An 18,428-nucleotide genomic window follows, 5' to 3' on the forward strand; every position below is an offset into this window, starting at 1 on the left:
CAATGAAGCTCCGCAATATCGCGATCATCGCCCATGTCGACCATGGGAAAACCACTCTTGTCGACGCGCTCCTGAAGCAGTCCGGCTCCGTGCGGGACAACCAGCGCGTGGACGAGCGCGCCATGGATTCCAACGATCTGGAGCGGGAGCGAGGCATAACGATCCTGGCCAAGGCCACTTCAGTGGTCTGGAAGGACGTGCGCATCAATATCGTCGACACGCCCGGCCACGCCGATTTTGGCGGGGAGGTGGAGCGCATTCTCAACATGGTGGACGGGGCCGTCCTCCTGGTCGACTCCGCCGAAGGCCCGATGCCGCAGACCAAGTTCGTGGTTGGCAAGGCCTTGAAGGTGGGACTCCGGCCCATCGTCGCCGTCAACAAGATTGACCGGCCGGATGCCCGTCCCGACGAGGTGGTCAACGAGGTGTTCGACCTCTTCGCGGCGCTGGATGCGACGGACGAGCAGCTGGATTTTCCCATCCTTTACGGCTCGGGTCGCGACGGCTGGATGAATTTCGATCCCGCCGGTCCCAAGGAGGAAGGGCTCGCCCCGCTCTTCGATCTCGTGCTCAGGCATGTGCCGGAGCCGAAGGTGGAGGATGGTCCCTTCCGCATGATCGGCACGATTCTGGAGGCGAATCCCTTCCTCGGCCGCATCATCACGGGGCGCATCGCTTCCGGCTCCGTGAAGCCCAATCAGGCGGTCAAGGTACTCTCGCGCGATGGCGCGCTTTTGGAGCAGGGCCGCATCTCCAAGATCCTGGCCTTCCGCGGGCTCGAGCGCCAGCCGATCGAGGAGGCGCATGCGGGCGACATCGTGGCGATCGCGGGGTTGTCCAAGGGCACTGTGGCCGACACCTTCTGCGACCCTGCGGTGAACGAGCCGCTGCCCGCCCAGCCCATCGATCCGCCAACCGTCACCATGAGCTTCCTGGTCAACGATTCGCCGCTTGCCGGCACGGAGGGCGACAAGGTGACGAGCCGCGTTATCCGCGATCGCCTGCTGCGCGAGGCTGAGGGCAATGTGGCGCTCAAGGTGGAGGAGTCGTCCGACAAGGATTCCTTCTTCGTCTCCGGCCGCGGCGAATTGCAGCTTTCTGTGCTGATCGAGACCATGCGCCGTGAGGGGTTCGAGCTTGCCGTTTCGCGCCCCCGCGTGGTGATGAAAAGGGATGAGAACGGGCAGCTTCTCGAGCCGGTCGAGGAAGTGGTCATCGACGTGGACGAGGAGCACGCTGGCGTGGTCGTGCAGAAAATGTCGGAACGCAAGGCCGAGATGATCGAGCTTCGCCCGTCGGGCGGTGGCCGCCAGCGGCTTGTCTTCCACGCCCCCACGCGCGGTCTTATCGGCTATCAGTCGGAACTCCTGACCGACACGCGCGGCACTGCGGTGATGAACCGGCTCTTCCACGCCTACGAGCCGTACAAGGGCGAGATCGGCGGGCGCGTCAACGGCGTGCTCATCGCAAACGAGCCGGGCGAGGCCGTTGCCTACGCTCTGTGGAACCTCGAGGATCGCGGACCCATGATCATCGAGCCGGGCACGAAGGTCTATCAGGGCATGATCGTCGGCATCCACACCAGGGACAATGACCTAGAAGTGAACGTGCTGAAGGGCAAGAAGCTCACCAATATCCGTGCTGCAGGCAAGGACGACGCGGTGAAGCTCACGCCTCCTATTCGCATGACCCTGGAGCGGGCGCTTTCCTGGATTCAGGAGGATGAGCTGGTCGAGGTTACGCCGAAATCGATCCGGCTCAGGAAGCTCTATCTCGACCCTCACGAGCGCAAGCGCTTCGAGAAGCAGAAGTTCGCCGGAGCGGCCTGAAAACCCGTCGGGAGCGGCCAAATTGAAGGCTTTCCCGTGCGTATGCTGTGGCGGGTAGGGCGGGCGCGCCGCAACCGGAAGCGGAACGTTTTTTGGGGCTCGGCATTATCTCCATGATCTGCAATGGAGAAATTCGATGGTAGACCCCAGTCGGAACGATCCCGCCGGCCCGCGCGATCCTCGCGATCCCTACGTTAAGCCGAGAAGGGACGAAACCATGCCTCCCCCGGCGGCAAACCAGACGGTCGTCCGCTCCAGTAGCGGCGCAAGCACCTTCGTGGCGGTAGCCGTCGCCGCTGCAATTCTGGTCGTGCTATTCTTCGCCTTCGGAGGCGGGGACTTCTTTGGTGGCTCGGAAACGGCCATGGAAGGTGAGGACACGATCGTCATTCCCGACGATACGACCACCGCCACGCCGGGCAATGATGCACCCGCCGATGCCGCTCCGGCCGCGCCGGGCGGCAATGCAACGGACGTAGCCCCTGCACCGGGTAGCGGCGATACGGCACCCGCGCCGGAGACCGAAGCACCGGCCGCGCAGTAGTGGGCTTGCGCTAATAATCAGTCCGCGGGTCGCCGCGAAGACTGCGGCGCTGCCCGTCAGGCATGGATGGGCTTGTAGAAGGCAGCCAGCGCGGCTTCCTTCACGGCCTCTGACATGGTCGGATGGGCATGGCAGGTGCGTGCCAGATCCTCGGCAGCCCCGCCGAACTCCATGAGCACGGCCGCCTCGTGGATCATCTCCCCGGCACCGAAGCCCAGGATGTGGACGCCCAGCACGCGGTCGGTCTTCTTGTCGGCCAGAACCTTCACGAAGCCGTCCGTGTGCAGCATCGAGCGCGCGCGGCCGTTGGCGGTAAAGGGGAACTTGCCTACATTGTATTCCACGCCTGCTTTCTTCAGCTCCTCCTCGGTCTTTCCGACGGAGGCCACCTCGGGGCTCGTATAGACGACGCTCGGGATGACGCCGTAATTCACGTGGCCGGCCTGCCCGGCGATGATTTCGGCGACCGCCACACCCTCATCCTCCGCCTTGTGGGCGAGCATCGGACCCGCAATCACATCGCCGATTGCGTAGATGCCGGGCACATTCGTGCGCAGGTGATCGTCCGTCCTCACCCGGCCGCGTTCGTCCGTTTCCACGCCTGCTGCTTCAAGGCCGAGACCTTCGGTGAAGGGTCTGCGGCCCGTGGCCACCAGCACGACGTCGCCGTGCAGGGTCTCGGCCTCGCCGCCCTTGGCGGGCTCGAAGGTCACGCTTGCGCCGTTTTTGGCTTTCGAGACGTCCGTTACCCGCGCGCCCAGTCGGAACTCGAAGCCCTGCTTTGAAAGCAGGCGCTGGAACTGCTTCGCCACCTCGCCGTCCATGCCGCCCAGGATCGTGTCGAGATATTCGACCACGGTCACCTTCGCGCCGAGCCGCGACCAGACCGAGCCGAGCTCCAGCCCGATAACGCCGCCGCCGACCACGATCATGGTTTCCGGCACCTTCGTCAGTTCAAGCGCGCCAGTCGAAGAAACGATCACCTTTTCGTCGAACTTCACCTCGACTCCGGGGATTCCGGCGACGTCGGAGCCGGTAGCGATGACAATGTTCTTTGTCTCGACCGCCTGCTCCTTGCCGTCCTCGCCGGTCACCACCACTTTCCCGGCCGCTGCGATCCGGCCTGTGCCGCGGAAGGTGTCGATCTTGTTCTTCTTGAACAGGAAATCGAGGCCCTTGACGTTCTGCTCGACCGTCCTGGTCTTGTGGGCGAGCATCTTCTTGAGGTCGACTTTCGGCTCGCCCACTTCGATGCCGAGATCGGCAAAGGAGTGACGGGCCTCAGCCAGCATTTCGGTGGCATGCAGCAGCGCCTTGGAGGGAATGCAGCCGACATTCACGCAGGTGCCGCCGTGGTTCGGCCGTTTCTCGACGACAGCCGTCTTCAGCCCAAGCTGCGCAGCCTTGATGGCGCAGACATACCCGCCCGGGCCGGTTCCGATCACGACGACATCATATTGCTCTGCCATGGATTCACCGCCTGTTCTCGCGGGCGTTTCACCGCCCGCCGGTTACATCGAGGATTGCTCCGGTCGCGTAGGATGCCGCGTCGGACAGCAGAAACATCACCGCCCGGGCGATCTCTTCCGCCGTTGCCGGCCGCTTCATGGGAATGAACGGAGCGAACTGGCGCACTCGGTCCGGCTGTCCGCCCGAGGCATGGATGTCCGTGTCGGTGACGCCGGGGCGGACCGCATTCACGCGAATGCCTTCCTCGGCCACTTCGCGCGCAAGCCCCACCGTGAAGGAGTCGATGGCGCCCTTGGAGGCGGCATAGTCGACATATTCCCCAGCCGCCCCAAGCACCGCCGCTATGGATGAGAGATTGACAATCGCACCGCCTCTCCCGCCGTTTCTGGTCGACATGCGCTTCACCGCTTCACGCGCGCAAAGGATCGAGCCGATGACATTGATGCGCATCATGCGGGTAATGCGGTCGAGGCTCATATCCTCGACGCGGGACTTGCGGTCCACGACGCCGGCATTGTTGACCAGCGCGTCGAGACGGCCGAACTTATAGTCGACAGCCTGAAACAGCGCGAGGACGTCCTCTTCGTTACCGACATCACCCCGCATAGCCAAGGCTTCGCAGCCTCTGGCCTTGATATCGGCCGCCACTGCCTCGGCAGCCTGCTCGTCCGAAACGTATGAGAAAGCGACGCAGTAGCCACTCTCAGCGGCGAGTCTGGCTATAGCCGCGCCGATCCCCCGCGAACCCCCTGTTACGAGAAGGACTTTCTTTCCGTTCATGCTTGGCACAGCCCATCGTTTGGGGGTGAGTTCAAGAATTTTCGTATGATGGTCCACTTATTCTTAAAGTAATCTACTTCGGGTATAGCGCGGAGAAATGCTTTACCCCATTTGCTTTTCTCGTAAAGGGCGGACTTCACTGTTTCGACCGGAAAAAGGTAGAATTCCGGCGGCTTCTTTCCGCCATCCTGACCCAATCGAGCGTAACGGTATCCGCGATTCAGCGCCACAAAGACTACGAAGTCGCACTCAAAACGCTTGATCAAGAAACCGCCATCAAAATCCGTGGCATATCGGCTCTTAACTTGAGCCCGAGCTGACGAGTTACGATCCGGGTTAATCGCAATAAGGTCATATCCGGGCATACGAGTATAAGTCTTATGCGCAACGATACCTTCGATGAGCAGGTGACCAAGAACTAGAAACTCAGCACCCTCCGCTTCGAGTTTTGAATTCAGCCGCGCCACGGCATCAAAGATCCAGCACCAGTCGCTCGGGATCCTCCAGCACTTCCTTGACGCGGACGAGGAAGGTGACCGCCTCCTTGCCGTCGACGATGCGGTGATCGTAGCTGAGCGCCAGATACATCATCGGACGGATGACGATCTGCCCGCCGACCACCATTGGGCGCTCCTGGATCTTGTGCATGCCGAGGATGCCGGATTGCGGCGCATTGAGGATCGGCGTCGACATTAGCGAGCCGTAGACGCCGCCATTGGAGATGGTAAAGGTGCCGCCCTGCATGTCGGCCATCGAGAGCTTGCCCTCGCGGGCGGCTGCCCCCAGACGGCCGATCTCCTTCTCGATCTCGGCGATGGTCATGCGGTCGGCATCGCGCACAACCGGCACGACGAGGCCGCGATCGGTGCCAACCGCCACGCCGATGTGGCAGTAGTTCTTGTAGATGATGTCGGTGCCGTCGATCTCGGCGTTGACCGCCGGGATTTCCTTCAGTGCGTGGCATACCGCCTTGGTAAAGAAGCCCATGAAGCCGAGCTTCACGCCGTGCTTCTTCTCGAACAGGTCCTTGTACTTCTTGCGCAGGTCCATTACCGCCGTCATGTCCACCTCGTTGAAGGTGGTGAGCATGGCGGCTGTGTTCTGCGCGTCCTTGAGCCTGCGGGCGATGGTCTGGCGCAGGCGCGTCATCTTCACGCGCTCCTCACGCGCCTCGTCCTCGGCGGGCGAGGGGGCGCGGCTCACCTTGGGCGCCTCAGCCGGCTCGCTGGGGGCAGCCCGGCCTCTGCCTTCGATGGCGGCCAGCACATCGCCCTTCAGCACCTGGCCATCCTTGCCGGTGCCGGCAACTTCGGAAGGCTTCAAATCCTGCTCTTTCATCAGCTTGGCTGCGGACGGGGCAGGGGGCCTGCGCTCCTCGATTTGCGGCTCGCCGCCGATTTCGGCCGTCTTGCGTTCCGCTTCGCGCACGGTGGAGGCGCTGGCCGGTCCGGCCGCCTGAGCGGCTGCATCCGGCTTTCCGGCATCCGCGCCTTCCTCGATACGGGCCAGCAGCGCGCCGATTTTCACCTCCTCGCCGCTCTTGACCAGCAGCTCACGGATGACGCCGCTTACCGGGGATGGAATTTCCTGCGCAGCCTTGTCCGTCTCCAGTTCGAGGATCGGCTCGTCCGCCTTCACCGTGTCACCGGCCTTCTTGTAGATTTCGCCGATCTGCGCCTCGGTGACGGATTCGCCCGCCGAGGGCACGGTCACCTCCACGAGCCTGCCGTTTCCGGCAGCGCGGGTCTCATCGACTTTGCTGCTGGTCATGTCAGCCTTCCCCTCCGCACTTTTTCCGGCCGTGCTTCCGGCCTTTTCTCTTGCCGCGCCGCCTTCACCGATGGTGCCAAGAAGCGCTCCGACCTCAACCGTCTCACCTTCCTTGACCGTGATCTCGGATAAGGTGCCGGCTGCGGGGGCGGGCACTTCGACCGTCACCTTGTCGGTCTCGAGTTCCACGATGGGTTCGTCGGCTGCGATCTGGTCGCCCACCGCCTTGAACCAGCGGCCGATGGTGGCCTCAGTGACGGATTCGCCCAGGGTGGGAACGCGGATTTCAGTGGCCATATCTTGTTTCCGTCGTCTCGTATCGGTGCCGGTCAGTCGCCCAGCGCGTCTTCAAGGAAAGCGGCGAGCTGTTCCAGGTGTTTCGACATGAGCCCCGTCGCCGGAGAGGCGGCGGCCGGGCGCCCGGTGTAGCGTACACGCTGATGCTTCGCGTCGATATGCTGCAGCACCCATTCCAGATACGGATCGATGAAGGACCAGGCGCCCATATTCTTGGGCTCTTCCTGGCACCAGACCATCTCCGCGTTGCGGAAGCGGGATAGCTCGTTGATCAGCGCCTTTGCGGGGAACGGATAGAGCTGCTCGATGCGCAGCAGATAGATGTCGTTGATCCCGCGCTTCTCGCGTTCCTCGTAAAGGTCGTAATAGACCTTGCCGGAGCACATGATGACGCGGCGGATCTTCGAATCCTTGACCAGCTTGATGGGCTGATCCTTTAGATATTCCGCATCGTCCCACAGAAGCCTATGGAAGGAGCTCTCGCCCGACATCTCGGCCAGCGTCGACACGCAGCGCTTGTGCCGCAGAAGGGACTTTGGCGTCATCAGGATGAGCGGCTTGCGGAAGTCGCGCTTCAATTGCCGGCGCAAGATGTGGAAGTAGTTGGCGGGCGTCGTGCAGTTCGCCACCTGCATATTGTCTTCCGCGCACATCTGCAGGAAGCGCTCCAGCCTGGCGGAGGAATGCTCCGGTCCCTGGCCCTCATAGCCATGCGGCAGCAGGCAGACGAGGCCGGACATGCGCAGCCACTTGCGCTCGCCCGAGGAGATGAACTGGTCGAAGACAACCTGCGCGCCATTGGCAAAGTCGCCGAACTGGGCTTCCCAGAGAACGAGCGCCCTCGGCTCGGCCAGCGAATAGCCGTATTCGAAGCCGAGCACGGCCTCTTCCGAGAGCATCGAATTGATGACCTCATAATAGGACTGCTGCGGGCCCAGATGGTTGAGCGGGATATAGCGGCTTTCGTCGCGCTGGTCGTAGAGCACCGAATGGCGCTGCGAGAAGGTGCCGCGCTCCGAATCCTGACCTGAAAGGCGCACGGGATTGCCCTCAAGAAGGATGGAGCCGAAGGCGAGTGCTTCCGCCGTCGCCCAATCAATGCCTTCGCCCGTTTCGATCATCTTGCGCCGGTTGTCGAGGAAGCGGCGAATGGTGCGGTGAACCTCGAAGTTCTCCGGCACCTCGGTGAGCTTCTTTCCGATCTCCTTGAGCGTCTTCATCGGAACGGCCGTCTTGCCGCGGCGCTGCTCGTCCTCGTTGTCGGCCGTCCTCAGGCCCGACCAGGCGCCGTCCAGCCAGTCGGCCTTGTTGGGCCGGTAGGACTGGCCGGCCTCGAACTCGGCCTCCAGATGGGCGCGCCAGTCCGCCTTCATGCGCTCGACGTCTTCCTCGGTGACGAGGCCTTCCTCGATGAGCTTCTTCGAATAGATCTCGATCGTCGTGGGGTGCGACCGGATCTTCTTGTACATGATGGGCTGGGTGAAGGCCGGCTCGTCGCCTTCATTGTGGCCGAAGCGGCGGTAGCAGAACATGTCCACCACCACTGGCTTGTGGAAGGTCATGCGGAATTCGGTCGCCACTTTCGCCGCATAGACCACCGCTTCCGGGTCGTCGCCGTTCACGTGGAAAATCGGGGCTTCGATCATCTTCGCCACGTCGGACGGATAGGGCGAGGAGCGCGAGAAGCGCGGATTGGTGGTGAAGCCGATCTGGTTGTTGATGATGAAATGCACCGTGCCCGCGACGCGGTGGCCACGCAGGCCGGAAAGCCCGAAGCATTCGGCCACCACGCCCTGTCCGGCGAAAGCTGCATCGCCGTGGATCAGAAGCGGCATGACCTTGGCGCGTTCGTGCAGCGGCACGATATCTTCGCGCTTGCGCCCGAAGAGCTGGTCCTGCTTGGCGCGCGCCTTGCCCATCACCACCGGATCGACGATCTCCAGATGCGACGGATTGGCCGTCAGCGACAGGTGCACCTTGTTGCCGTCGAACTCGCGGTCGGAGGAGGCACCCAAGTGGTACTTCACGTCGCCCGAGCCTTCCACGTCATCGGGCGCGAACGAGCCGCCCTTGAACTCGTGGAAGATGGCCCGGTGCGGCTTACCCATCACCTGGGAGAGCACGTTGAGACGGCCGCGATGGGCCATGCCGAGCACGATTTCCTTGAGGCCCATCTGGCCGCCGCGTTTGATAATCTGTTCCAGCGCTGGGATCAGCGACTCGCCGCCATCCAGGCCGAAGCGCTTGGTGCCCTTGTATTTGACATCTAGGAATTGCTCGAAGCCCTCCGCTTCGATCAGCTTCTGCAGGATCGCCCGCTTGCCGTTGGGCGTGAAGGTCACGCCCTTGTCCGGACCCTCGATGCGCTCCTGAATCCACGCCTTCTCCTCGGGATTGGAGATGTGCATGAACTCCACGCCGAGCGTGGAGCAATAGGTACGCCGCAGGATCTCCAGCATCTGGCGGATGGTGGCCGTCTCCAAGCCGAGCACGTTGTCGATGAAGATCGGCCGATCGAAATCCGCCTCCGTGAAGCCGTAGGCCTCCGGTGAAAGCTCGTTATAGTCCTCCAGCGGGTTGGCAAGGCCGAGAGGGTCGAGATCGGCGTGAAGATGGCCGCGCATCCGGTAGGCGCGGATCATCATGATGGCACGGACCGAATCGCGCGTGGCCTGGTGAATCTGGGCTTCCGTCAGCGTGACGCCGCCCTCGGCCGCCTTCGCCTTGACCTTCGTCTCGATGCGCTGCTCGACCTGGCCCCAATCGCCATCGAAGGCGGAGACGAGTTCGCCGTTCGGCGTGATGGGCCAATCCTTCTTCCTCCAGGAAGCGCCGGCCGCATTCTTCTTTACATCGGCAGCGTTGTCCTTGAGCGCGGCAAAGAAAGCGCGCCAGTCCTCGCTAACGGATGCCGGATCATTTTGGTAGTCGGCATAAAGTTCCTCAATATAGGCGGCATTGCCGCCATAGAGGAAGGAGGTGACTGATAACTCTTCGTTGGCCTGGTTACGCCGTGCCATCTATCCTGTCCGGGCCCCGCCCGGTCTCCTGTTCAGGTGAATAGTAAATGGTGAATGGTGAATAGGGGGTGTCAGGGCTTTGTGGCGAAGTTGTCGCGGCAATGCCTGTCCGCCCGTTGATCAGCCCAATTCCAGCCCCTTCACCATTCACCATCCACTCATCCCCTGATTGCCTCCACCAGCGTCTTTCCGAGCCGCGCCGGCGAAGGCGAAACCTTGATGCCTGCCCGCTCCATCGCCTCGATCTTGCTTTCCGCGCCGCCCTTGCCACCGGAGATAACCGCGCCGGCATGGCCCATGGTGCGGCCTTTGGGCGCCGTACGGCCCGCGATGAAGCCGGCCATCGGCTTCTTCCGGCCGCGCTTTGCCTCGTCGAGAATGAACTGTGCGGCATCCTCCTCGGCGGAGCCGCCGATCTCGCCGATCATGATGATGGATTCCGTCTGGTCGTCCGCGAGGAACATTTCCAAGACGTCGATGAACTCCGTGCCTTTCACCGGATCTCCGCCGATGCCCACCGCCGTGGACTGGCCGAGGCCCTCATTAGTGGTCTGGAACACTGCCTCATAAGTAAGTGTGCCGGAGCGCGATACAACACCGACGGAGCCTTTCCGGAAGATGTTGCCAGGCATGATGCCGATCTTGCACTCTTCCGGCGTCAGCACGCCCGGGCAGTTCGGCCCGATGAGGCGGGACTTGGATTTTTCCAGCTTTGCCTTGACGTGCACCATGTCCATCACCGGAATGCCCTCGGTGATGCACACGATCAGCGGAATCTCCGCCTCGATCGCCTCGATGATCGCCGCTGCGGCCCCTGCGGGCGGCACGTAGATCACGGAAGCGTTCGCGCCGGTTTTCTCCTTGCCTTCCGCCACGGTGGCGAAGATTGGCAGCTCCGCGGCGCTGTCCAGTCCGCTACGCCACGTCTCGCCCCCCTTTTTGGGGTGCACGCCGCCCACCATCTTCGTTCCGTAATAGGCAAGCGCCTGTTCGGTGTGAAAAGTGCCAGTCTTGCCCGTCAGTCCCTGGACGAGAACCCTGGTGTCTTTATTGACGAGAATGGACATTCTTTCTCCTACAGCCGCTTAAGCTCGGTGACGGTGAAGTGGTCGGCCGCTTCCGATAGGTTGGCTTTCCGAGGTGGCATCGTGATCGTCATTCGAGAAACGGATTTACGGCACGCACTGAGCCGTAGAGTTGATCGTGGGTGAGATCTTCCGTGTAGAGAATTCTTGCTTCGATGCGTTCGGCCGCCGCGATGATGGAGCCGTCCCAATAGGAAATCCCATATCGGCGTGACAGGGCAATTCCCTGCATGAACAGGTCAAGATCGGGAAAGACGCAGTCGAACTCGAGCAGATCGGTAAGCCAGGCGTCGATATCCTCGAGCGGGAGACCGATCGACGGCTTCTGCGCATTGACCAGGAACTCCTGCAGGACCTGGAGCGAGAGTCCAAAATCCATGCCGGCGAGCAAATCCCGGGCGATCTGTGCCTTGACCGGTTCATTCGCCTCGCCCGCCGCCGCGTAAAGAAGAATGTTCGTGTCGAGAAAGGCGCTCGGCATGAAGGCTCTCCCTGTCGAGTTTCCAGCCAGCCTCCATTCTGCCTCTGGAATTCCGGCTGAGCTCAAGGAGCCGCTGCACCGCGGCGCGCCGGCGTTCCGGAATATCCAGCTTTCGCGCCTGCTCCGACAGGAAGCTGCGGACCATGGCGTTCACCGTGGTCTTTTCCTGCGCAGCGAGAATCTTGACCTTTTCCAGGACCTCGTCCTCGACGGCGAGAGTGATGTTCTTTGTCACGGCTCAGCTCCTTTCGTCACACAGTATACGTGTAACTGTGCTGCTCGGCCAAGAACAGAGGAACACGGCTCACGCTTCCTTCACCGCCGCCACGATCTTCTTCGCCGCGTCATCCAGGTCGTCTGCGGGGATGACGTTGAGGCCGCTTTCGGAGAGGATCTTCTTGCCGAGATCGACATTCGTGCCTTCTAGGCGCACCACCAGCGGCACTTTCAGCCCAACCTCCTTGACCGCGGCGACCACGCCTTCGGCGATCACGTCGCAGCGCATGATGCCGCCGAAGATATTGACCAGAATGCCCTTCACATTGGGATCGGCGGTGATGATCTTGAAGGCGGCCGTTACCTTCTCCTTCGAGGCGCCGCCGCCCACATCGAGGAAGTTCGCGGGCTCGGCGCCATAGAGCTTGATGATGTCCATGGTCGCCATGGCGAGGCCGGCGCCATTCACCATGCAGCCGATATTGCCGTCGAGCGCGACATAGGCCAGATCGTATTTCGAGGCCTCTATTTCCTTCTCGTCCTCTTCGGACGTATCGCGCAGCGCAACGATGTCCTCGTGGCGGAACAGCGCGTTGTCGTCGAAGGAGACCTTGGCGTCGAGCACGCGCAGGCGGCCATTCTTCATAACGATCAGCGGGTTCACCTCAAGAAGGCTCATGTCCTTCTCGGTGAAAGCCTTGTAGAGGGCAGGGAACAGCTTCTCGCCGTCTTTCGCCGCCTCGCCCTCAAGCTTGAGTGCGGCGTTCAGCTTCGCCACGTCGTCCGCCGTTACGCCCTTCTCGGGGTCGATGGCGAGCGTCAGGATCTTGTCGGGCGTTTCCTCGGCCACCGTCTCGATGTCCATTCCGCCTTCGGTCGAAACCACGAAGGCGGGCCGGCCGACGCTCCGGTCAATGAGGATGGAGAGGTAGAGCTCGCGGTCGATATCCGCGCCGTCCTCGATATAGAGGCGGTTCACCTGCTTGCCCTCGGGACCGGTCTGCTTGGTGACCAGGGTCTTGCCGAGCATCTCTCTGGCGTTGGTCACCACCTCCTCGACGGAGCGGGCAAGCCGCACGCCGCCCTTGGCGTCGGGCGGCAGCTCTTTGAACTTGCCCTTGCCGCGCCCGCCCGCATGGATCTGGCTCTTCACGACATAGAGCGGGCCGGGCAGTTTCCTCGCCGCGGCTTCGGCTTCCTCGGGCTTGAAGATCGCCACGCCATCGGCCACCGGCGCCCCGTATCCGCGCAACAGCTCCTTGGCCTGATATTCGTGGATGTTCATCGGAAGCGGGCTCCTATTTCTTTAGACCCGGCACGATCTCGATGCAGGCCTTGCAGAGGTTCTCGACGCTTTCGACGGACTTGTCGAACATCTTCTGCTCGGTCCGGTTCAGGTCGATTTCGATGATGCGCTCGACGCCGCCGGCACCGATGACGACCGGCACGCCGACATAGAGGTCCCTCACCCCGTACTGGCCCGAAAGATGCGCTGCGCAGGGCAGCACGCGCTTCTTGTCCTTCAGGTAGCTCTCGGCCATGGCGATCGCGGCGGAAGCCGGCGCATAGTAGGCCGAGCCGGACTTGAGCAGGCCAACGATCTCCGCTCCGCCGTCGCGCGTGCGCTGGACTATCTGGTCGATCTTCTCCTTCGTGGTCCAGCCCATCTTGACGAGGTCCGGGATCGGGATGCCCGCCACCGTGGAATAGCGCGTGAGCGGCACCATCGTGTCACCGTGGCCGCCCAACACGAAAGCCGTCACGTCCTCGACAGACACCTTAAATTCCTCGGCGAGGAAATAGCGGAAGCGAGCGGAATCGAGCACGCCCGCCATGCCGACCACATGGCTCTTGGGAAGGCCGGAGAATTTCTGCAGCGCCCAGACCATTGCATCGAGCGGATTCGTGATGCAGATCACAAAGGCGTTCGGCGCATATTTCCTAATGCCCGCGCCCACCTGCTCCATGACCTTCAGGTTGATGCCCAGAAGATCGTCGCGGCTCATGCCCGGCTTGCGCGGCACGCCGGCGGTGACGATGCACACATTCGCGCCTTCGATCGCGGCGTAATCGTTGGCACCCAGAAGCTGGGCGTCAAAGCCTTCGATCGGGGAGGACTCGGCGATGTCGAGTGCCTTTCCCTGCGGGATACCCTCGGCGATATCGAAGAGCACGACGTCCCCAAGTTCCTTGAGGCCCGCCAGATGGGCGAGCGTGCCGCCGATCATGCCCGAGCCGATGAGAGCGATCTTGTCGCGAGCCATGTGGTGAAATATCCCCTTCTCCGATACGCCGGCCTGCCAGTACCGGCAAACAACAGGGTTTGAGCCGACTATTCGTCGGCGCGAAAAGTCCCGTCTGCCATAATCGGACCAAACGAAAAATTCAACCGATTCTTTGGGACGCAACCATTTCAAACGTTTAGATCGTATGGAATTTACGTAAACGTAAGAACATGCGCTGCTTAACTGCTGCGCATTCGCGGCCCTATCTGCGCGCGGCGATTCAGCTTCTTTCAGGGTACGACTTTGCCGACGCCGCCCAATCGCGGCTTTGCATCTCGTGGAGCCGGGAGGCGGTGCGCTGGAACTCGAAGGCTTCGGTGCCGGAGGGCGCCTGGTAAAGCCTGTCCGGCGCCGCGGCTGCGGACAGGAACAGGCGAATGCGGTGATCGTAAAGTGTGTCGATCAGGAGAATGAACCGCTTTGCCTCGTTGCGGCGCGCGCGGTCCATTACAGGCACATGGTCGATGAAGATGGTGTCGTAGCGCTCCGCGATGGCGAGATAGTCGCGTGCGCCGAGCGGCCGCTCGCAAAGCTCCGCGAAGTTGAACCGCGCCGCGCCGCCCGCCGCCCGCGGAATCTCGAGGGTCCGGCCCTTCACCGTGAGCTGTTCCTCGTGTGCTTCCTTCCCGCCCGTCGCGGTTTTCCAGGCCTCATCCATCAGGCGGTCCGCCCCCTCGCCAAGCGGCGAAATGTAGACGGGTAGCCTCGCAAGCTTCTCCATTCGGTAGTCCCTCTCGCCATTCAGCGAGAGCACGGACACGTGACGCTTCAGAATGTCGATGAAGGGCTCGAACAGCCCGCGGTTGAGGCCGTCGCGGTAAAGATCCTCCGGGGCCACGTTCGAGGTGGCCACCAGCACGACACCTTCGGCAAAGAGTGCGGAGAAAAGACGCGACAGGATCATGGCGTCGGCGATGTCGGTCACGGAAAACTCGTCGAAGCAGAGCACCCAGGCGTCCTTCGCGAGAGCCTCCGCAACCGGAGGAATGGGGTCCTTCTGCGTGACCTCTCCATTCTTCAGCGCTTCCCGGTGGCGGGCGATGCGGTCGTGCACGTCGGCCATGAAGTCGTTGAAATGGGCGCGCCGCTTGCCGCGCGCGGGCACCAGCTCGAAGAAAAGGTCCATGAGCATGGTCTTCCCGCGCCCGACATCCCCATGAATGTAGAGGCCGGTGAGGAGTTCGCTGTTTTTACGGTTGCGGGCAAACAGCCATCCGAGCGCACTGGACTTGCGAGCGAGGCGGCGGTTGGCGATCTGCTCGATCAGCCGGTCGAGCGCCGCGGCGACCTTTTCTTGCCCGGCGTCGCGGCTGATTGCCCCGGTTTCGACCATATGAGAGTAGCGCTGCACGACGGAGGGGTGCGTGGGAAGACCGTCGCGCAGGGACATGTGTGTTTCCGCTAAAGTTGGTTAAGGCTGCGATAGGCGGGCGGGTGCGCCAAACCTCCTCCGCCCGTATCACGGCAGCAATGGCAATTCATAGGGCTCAGCGCGACAGCGTGACCGATGCGCCGCCCGTGGTCTGACCGTCGAGACGCTCATTCCCGCTGGAGTACAGTTGCGCGATGACATTGCCGCCATCGTCGAAAATGAGCACGCGGTTGCCTGAAACGTCCCAGGCGCGCATGTTGGCGAGCTCGTTCGAGCATCCTCGCGTGCCGCCGCGCGAAGAGTCGCCATATGCGGTGAGCGTCAGGAACATCTGGCAGTTCGTCCCGCCCGACGAGACGTTCCAGGAGCCGAGCAGGCCGTTCTTGCTGATTTCCGGCGCCGATGCCGCTGCGGCCGCAGGATCGATGGCGGCCATCTGCCGGCCGTTCTCCTGCCCCGGCGCGGCCGGAAAATCGTTAGGGCCGGACGGCTGACTGGGTGGAGGAAGCTGGCTTTGCATCACGCTGCCGGCCGGGGCCGGCTGGAGCGGCTGCGGCGAGCGCGTTGGCAGGGAACCGAAACGGTCCGACTGGCATCCAACCAGAGCAAGCGCCAGAAGAGAAACGGCGAAAGCCCCCTCGGTTCTAGACAGTTGCATCCACTTCTCCTTGTCGCCCATTGCCGCCCCCTGGGCTCAACCCCTTCGCTCAAACAGAGTGGCAATAATGGGACGTTAACACATACAATGATGGTTAAGAACCGGTTTCCATAGCGGTTTTTATTCCACCGCTGCATCCGTGCAACACGGAACTCCCGGGCGGAATGGGGCGTTACACGTCGCCTCTGTTCTCGGGAAAGGTCATTTCGATGCTCAAATGGATTCTCATCCTGCTCATCGTCGCCGCGGTGGCCGGCCTGCTTGGGCTCAACAGTCTCGCGGGTGCAGCGCTCACCGGCGCGAAGATCCTCATCGCAATCGTGCTCGTCCTGTTCCTGCTCGCCGTTCTCGGAATCGTCGCCATCGCCTGAATCCTCCTCCGGCTGCCGGCTGGTAATTTTACCGTTCATCCGCCATATAGCTCGCATGTCCCTGGCCAGCGGAGATTTCATGGCGGAAGCTGCGCAATTCGCGAAGATGAACGGGCTTGGCAACGCGATCATTGTTGCCGATATGCGCGGGCGCACCGATCGCGTGTCGCCTGCGGCGGCACGCGCGCTTGCCACGGACCCGGCGACGCGATTTGACCAGATCATGGCCATCCACGATCCGCGCCTGCCCGGCACGCAGAATTACATCGAGATCATCAATTCGGACGGGAGCCTGGCGCAGGCCTGCGGCAACGGCATGCGCTGCGTGGTGCAGGCGTTGGCTGCCGAGACGGGCCGGCGCGCCTTCACCTTCGAGACGCCTGCCGGAGTGCTGACGGCCGAGGAACATGAAAACGGGCTGATCACGGTGGATATGGGAAAGCCCCGTTTCGGCTGGCAGGAAATACCGCTTTCGGAAGAATTCAGCGACACGCGGGCGATCGAGCTGCAGGTGGGGCCGATCGATGCTCCCGTGCTCCACTCGCCTTCCGTTGTCTCCATAGGCAATCCGCATGCCGTCTTCTGGGTCGGGAACGATCCCTACACCTACGATCTCGAGCGTTTCGGCCCGTTGCTCGAAAACCATCCCATCTTTCCGGAGCGCGCCAACATCACCATCGCCCGGGTGGATTCGCCTGAAGCTCTCACGATCCGTACCTGGGAGCGCGGCGCGGGGCTGACGCTTGCTTGCGGCTCCGCGGCCTGCGCTGCGGCCGTCTGTGCCGCACGCACCGGGCGGACGGGCCGGAAGGTTACGGTCACCCTGCCGGGCGGGCCGCTGGAAATAGAGTGGCGCGAGGACGATCACGTGCTCATGACTGGACCTGCCGAATGGGAGTTTTCCGGCCGTTTCGATCCGGCGACCGGCGCTTGGGAATATGAGACGGAAGGGGCGGCCTGATGGCGGTGGAGGTCGTGACATTCGGCTGCCGGCTCAACGCCTATGAGTCGGAGGTGATCCGGCGCGAGGCGGAGGCAGCGGGCCTTTCCACACTCGAAAACGGCGCGGTGGTCATCAACACCTGCGCGGTGACGGCGGAGGCTGTGCGCCAGGCGCGCCAGGCGATCCGCAAGGCCCGCCGCGAGAACCCCCATGCGCGCATCATCGTCACCGGCTGCGCGGCGCAGACGGAGCCCGAGACGTTTGGCTCCATGGAGGAAGTGGACGTGGTCCTCGGCAACGAGGAGAAACTGAAGGCGAACAGCTACCGCGCGCTGCCCGATTTCGGCGTGAACCGCTTCGAGAAGGTGCGCGTCAACGACATCATGGAGGTTCGCGAAACGGCCTCGCATATGGTCGATGCCATCGAGGGTCGGGCGCGCGCCTTCGTGCAGGTGCAGAACGGCTGCGATCACCGCTGCACCTTCTGCATCATTCCCTATGGACGCGGCAACTCCCGCTCCGTGCCCATGGGCGCGGTGGTGGATCAGGTGAAGCGGCTGGTCGGCAACGGTTATTCGGAAGTGGTGCTGACCGGCGTGGACCTGACGAGCTACGGTGCCGACCTGCCTGGTACCCCCAAGCTCGGCAAGCTGGTGCGCACGCTTCTGAAGCAGGTGCCGGAACTGAAGCGGCTGCGCCTGTCCTCGATCGACTCCATCGAGGCGGACGCCGACCTCATGGCCGCGCTGGCGGAGGAGGAGCGGCTGATGCCGCATCTTCATCTGTCGCTGCAGTCCGGTGACGACATGATCCTGAAGCGCATGAAGCGGCGGCATCTTCGCGCGGATTCCGTCCGCTTCTGCGAGGAAGCGCGCCGTCTGCGGCCGGATGTGGTCTTCGGCGCTGATATCATCGCCGGCTTTCCGACGGAGACCGAGGAGATGTTCGGCAACTCGCTGAAGATCGTCGACGAGTGCGGGCTGACCTATCTGCATGTCTTCCCCTTCTCGCCGCGCAAGGGAACGCCCGCCGCGCGCATGCCGCAGCTTGCCCGTGAGGTGGTGAAGGAGCGGGCGGCGAGGCTGCGTGCCAAGGGTGATGTCGCCTATCAGGCGCATCTGACGGCGCTTCAGGGAACCCGGCAGCGGATTCTCATCGAGCGCGATGGCCTTGGCCGCACCGAGGGCTTCACGCTTGCTGCAATCGGCGCGGGCGCTCCCGGCGAGATCGTATTGGCGCAGATCACTGGCCACGACGGCGAGAGGCTGAAGGCCGCCCCCCTTCACAGACAGGCCGCGTAAAGGCAT

At 62.7% G+C, this 18,428-nt stretch carries 17 protein-coding genes; 5 read left to right on the forward strand and 12 right to left on the reverse strand.

Annotated elements, in window-relative coordinates; genetic code table 11:
* Positions 1-2: 2 nt before the first annotated feature.
* Together typA and NYR54_RS01315 are read left to right on the forward strand one after the other, a co-directional pair.
* Complete coding sequence (gene typA / locus NYR54_RS01310) at positions 3-1,829, forward strand: translational GTPase TypA (protein WP_261513591.1); 1,827 nt, start codon at positions 3-5, stop codon at positions 1,827-1,829.
* A 136-nt stretch (positions 1,830-1,965) separates the two neighbouring features.
* Positions 1,966-2,373, forward strand: coding sequence for a hypothetical protein (locus tag NYR54_RS01315; protein ID WP_261513592.1), 408 nt, complete (start codon positions 1,966-1,968; stop codon positions 2,371-2,373).
* 56 nt (positions 2,374-2,429) lie between these two features.
* Here NYR54_RS01315 and lpdA read toward each other — a convergent pair whose 3' ends face one another.
* The 12 genes from lpdA to NYR54_RS01375 all read right to left on the reverse strand — a co-directional run bounded on the left by lpdA (position 2,430) and on the right by NYR54_RS01375 (position 15,807).
* Entirely contained in the window at positions 2,430-3,842 is a 1,413-nt protein-coding gene (gene lpdA, locus NYR54_RS01320) for a dihydrolipoyl dehydrogenase (protein WP_261513593.1), read from the reverse strand.
* Positions 3,843-3,870: 28 nt separating this feature from the next.
* Complete coding sequence (locus NYR54_RS01325; protein ID WP_261513594.1) at positions 3,871-4,623, reverse strand: SDR family oxidoreductase; 753 nt, start codon at positions 4,621-4,623, stop codon at positions 3,871-3,873.
* Complete coding sequence (locus NYR54_RS01330; RefSeq protein ID WP_261513595.1) at positions 4,620-5,090, reverse strand: hypothetical protein; 471 nt, start codon at positions 5,088-5,090, stop codon at positions 4,620-4,622. The genes NYR54_RS01325 and NYR54_RS01330 overlap by 4 nt, the downstream gene beginning before the upstream one ends.
* Before the next feature lie 4 nt (positions 5,091-5,094).
* Complete coding sequence (gene odhB, locus NYR54_RS01335) at positions 5,095-6,690, reverse strand: 2-oxoglutarate dehydrogenase complex dihydrolipoyllysine-residue succinyltransferase (RefSeq protein WP_261513596.1); 1,596 nt, start codon at positions 6,688-6,690, stop codon at positions 5,095-5,097.
* Positions 6,691-6,722: 32 nt separating this feature from the next.
* Positions 6,723-9,710, reverse strand: a complete 2,988-nt coding sequence (locus NYR54_RS01340) for a 2-oxoglutarate dehydrogenase E1 component (RefSeq protein WP_261513598.1) — start codon at positions 9,708-9,710, stop codon at positions 6,723-6,725.
* A 158-nt stretch (positions 9,711-9,868) separates the two neighbouring features.
* Complete coding sequence (gene sucD / locus NYR54_RS01345; protein ID WP_261513599.1) at positions 9,869-10,777, reverse strand: succinate--CoA ligase subunit alpha; 909 nt, start codon at positions 10,775-10,777, stop codon at positions 9,869-9,871.
* An 88-nt stretch (positions 10,778-10,865) separates the two neighbouring features.
* A complete protein-coding gene (locus tag NYR54_RS01350) occupies positions 10,866-11,276 on the reverse strand; it encodes a PIN domain-containing protein (RefSeq protein WP_261513600.1) in 411 nt (136 codons plus the stop codon).
* Positions 11,215-11,511 (reverse strand): DUF6364 family protein, encoded by a 297-nt coding sequence (locus NYR54_RS01355; protein ID WP_261513601.1) that lies wholly within the window; start codon positions 11,509-11,511, stop codon positions 11,215-11,217. The genes NYR54_RS01350 and NYR54_RS01355 overlap by 62 nt, the downstream gene beginning before the upstream one ends.
* Positions 11,512-11,580: 69 nt before the next feature.
* A complete protein-coding gene (gene sucC, locus NYR54_RS01360; protein ID WP_261513602.1) occupies positions 11,581-12,777 on the reverse strand; it encodes an ADP-forming succinate--CoA ligase subunit beta in 1,197 nt (398 codons plus the stop codon).
* Positions 12,778-12,790: 13 nt separating this feature from the next.
* Positions 12,791-13,756 carry a malate dehydrogenase gene (mdh, locus tag NYR54_RS01365; protein ID WP_261513604.1) on the reverse strand — a complete coding sequence of 322 codons (966 nt, stop codon included), beginning with the start codon at positions 13,754-13,756 and terminating at the stop codon, positions 12,791-12,793.
* 241 nt (positions 13,757-13,997) lie between these two features.
* Positions 13,998-15,167 carry a cell division protein ZapE gene (gene zapE, locus NYR54_RS01370; protein ID WP_261513605.1) on the reverse strand — a complete coding sequence of 390 codons (1,170 nt, stop codon included), beginning with the start codon at positions 15,165-15,167 and terminating at the stop codon, positions 13,998-14,000.
* A 97-nt stretch (positions 15,168-15,264) separates the two neighbouring features.
* Positions 15,265-15,807 (reverse strand): protease inhibitor Inh/omp19 family protein, encoded by a 543-nt coding sequence (locus NYR54_RS01375; protein WP_261513606.1) that lies wholly within the window; start codon positions 15,805-15,807, stop codon positions 15,265-15,267.
* Between the two features lie 209 nt (positions 15,808-16,016).
* Here NYR54_RS01375 and NYR54_RS01380 point away from each other — a divergent pair, with 209 nt between their 5' ends.
* The 3 genes from NYR54_RS01380 (at position 16,017) to mtaB (ending at position 18,422) form a co-directional block, all read left to right on the forward strand.
* Complete coding sequence (locus NYR54_RS01380) at positions 16,017-16,178, forward strand: DUF1328 family protein (RefSeq protein ID WP_261513607.1); 162 nt, start codon at positions 16,017-16,019, stop codon at positions 16,176-16,178.
* A gap of 79 nt (positions 16,179-16,257) precedes the next feature.
* Positions 16,258-17,139 (forward strand): diaminopimelate epimerase, encoded by an 882-nt coding sequence (gene dapF / locus NYR54_RS01385; RefSeq protein WP_261513609.1) that lies wholly within the window; start codon positions 16,258-16,260, stop codon positions 17,137-17,139.
* Positions 17,139-18,422 (forward strand): tRNA (N(6)-L-threonylcarbamoyladenosine(37)-C(2))-methylthiotransferase MtaB, encoded by a 1,284-nt coding sequence (mtaB, locus tag NYR54_RS01390; protein ID WP_261513610.1) that lies wholly within the window; start codon positions 17,139-17,141, stop codon positions 18,420-18,422. The genes dapF and mtaB overlap by 1 nt, the downstream gene beginning before the upstream one ends.
* The last annotated feature ends 6 nt before the right edge of the window (positions 18,423-18,428 follow it).

This window comes from Chelativorans petroleitrophicus (assembly GCF_025398195.1).
Lineage (GTDB): Bacteria > Pseudomonadota > Alphaproteobacteria > Rhizobiales > Rhizobiaceae > Chelativorans > Chelativorans petroleitrophicus.

Excerpts from the sequence above, each read along its gene's own strand:
- typA (WP_261513591.1), top strand. The coding sequence starts at position 3 with ATGAAGCTCCGCAATATCGCGATCATCGCCCATGTCGACCATGGGAAA.
- NYR54_RS01315 (WP_261513592.1), top strand. The coding sequence starts at position 1,966 with ATGGTAGACCCCAGTCGGAACGATCCCGCCGGCCCGCGCGATCCTCGC.
- lpdA (WP_261513593.1), bottom strand. The coding sequence starts at position 3,842 with ATGGCAGAGCAATATGATGTCGTCGTGATCGGAACCGGCCCGGGCGGG.
- NYR54_RS01325 (WP_261513594.1), bottom strand. The coding sequence starts at position 4,623 with ATGAACGGAAAGAAAGTCCTTCTCGTAACAGGGGGTTCGCGGGGGATC.
- odhB (WP_261513596.1), bottom strand. The coding sequence starts at position 6,690 with ATGGCCACTGAAATCCGCGTTCCCACCCTGGGCGAATCCGTCACTGAG.
- NYR54_RS01340 (WP_261513598.1), bottom strand. The coding sequence starts at position 9,710 with ATGGCACGGCGTAACCAGGCCAACGAAGAGTTATCAGTCACCTCCTTC.
- sucD (WP_261513599.1), bottom strand. The coding sequence starts at position 10,777 with ATGTCCATTCTCGTCAATAAAGACACCAGGGTTCTCGTCCAGGGACTG.
- NYR54_RS01350 (WP_261513600.1), bottom strand. The coding sequence starts at position 11,276 with ATGCCGAGCGCCTTTCTCGACACGAACATTCTTCTTTACGCGGCGGCG.
- sucC (WP_261513602.1), bottom strand. The coding sequence starts at position 12,777 with ATGAACATCCACGAATATCAGGCCAAGGAGCTGTTGCGCGGATACGGG.
- mdh (WP_261513604.1), bottom strand. The coding sequence starts at position 13,756 with ATGGCTCGCGACAAGATCGCTCTCATCGGCTCGGGCATGATCGGCGGC.
- zapE (WP_261513605.1), bottom strand. The coding sequence starts at position 15,167 with ATGTCCCTGCGCGACGGTCTTCCCACGCACCCCTCCGTCGTGCAGCGC.
- NYR54_RS01375 (WP_261513606.1), bottom strand. The coding sequence starts at position 15,807 with ATGCAACTGTCTAGAACCGAGGGGGCTTTCGCCGTTTCTCTTCTGGCG.
- NYR54_RS01380 (WP_261513607.1), top strand. The coding sequence starts at position 16,017 with ATGCTCAAATGGATTCTCATCCTGCTCATCGTCGCCGCGGTGGCCGGC.
- dapF (WP_261513609.1), top strand. The coding sequence starts at position 16,258 with ATGGCGGAAGCTGCGCAATTCGCGAAGATGAACGGGCTTGGCAACGCG.
- mtaB (WP_261513610.1), top strand. The coding sequence starts at position 17,139 with ATGGCGGTGGAGGTCGTGACATTCGGCTGCCGGCTCAACGCCTATGAG.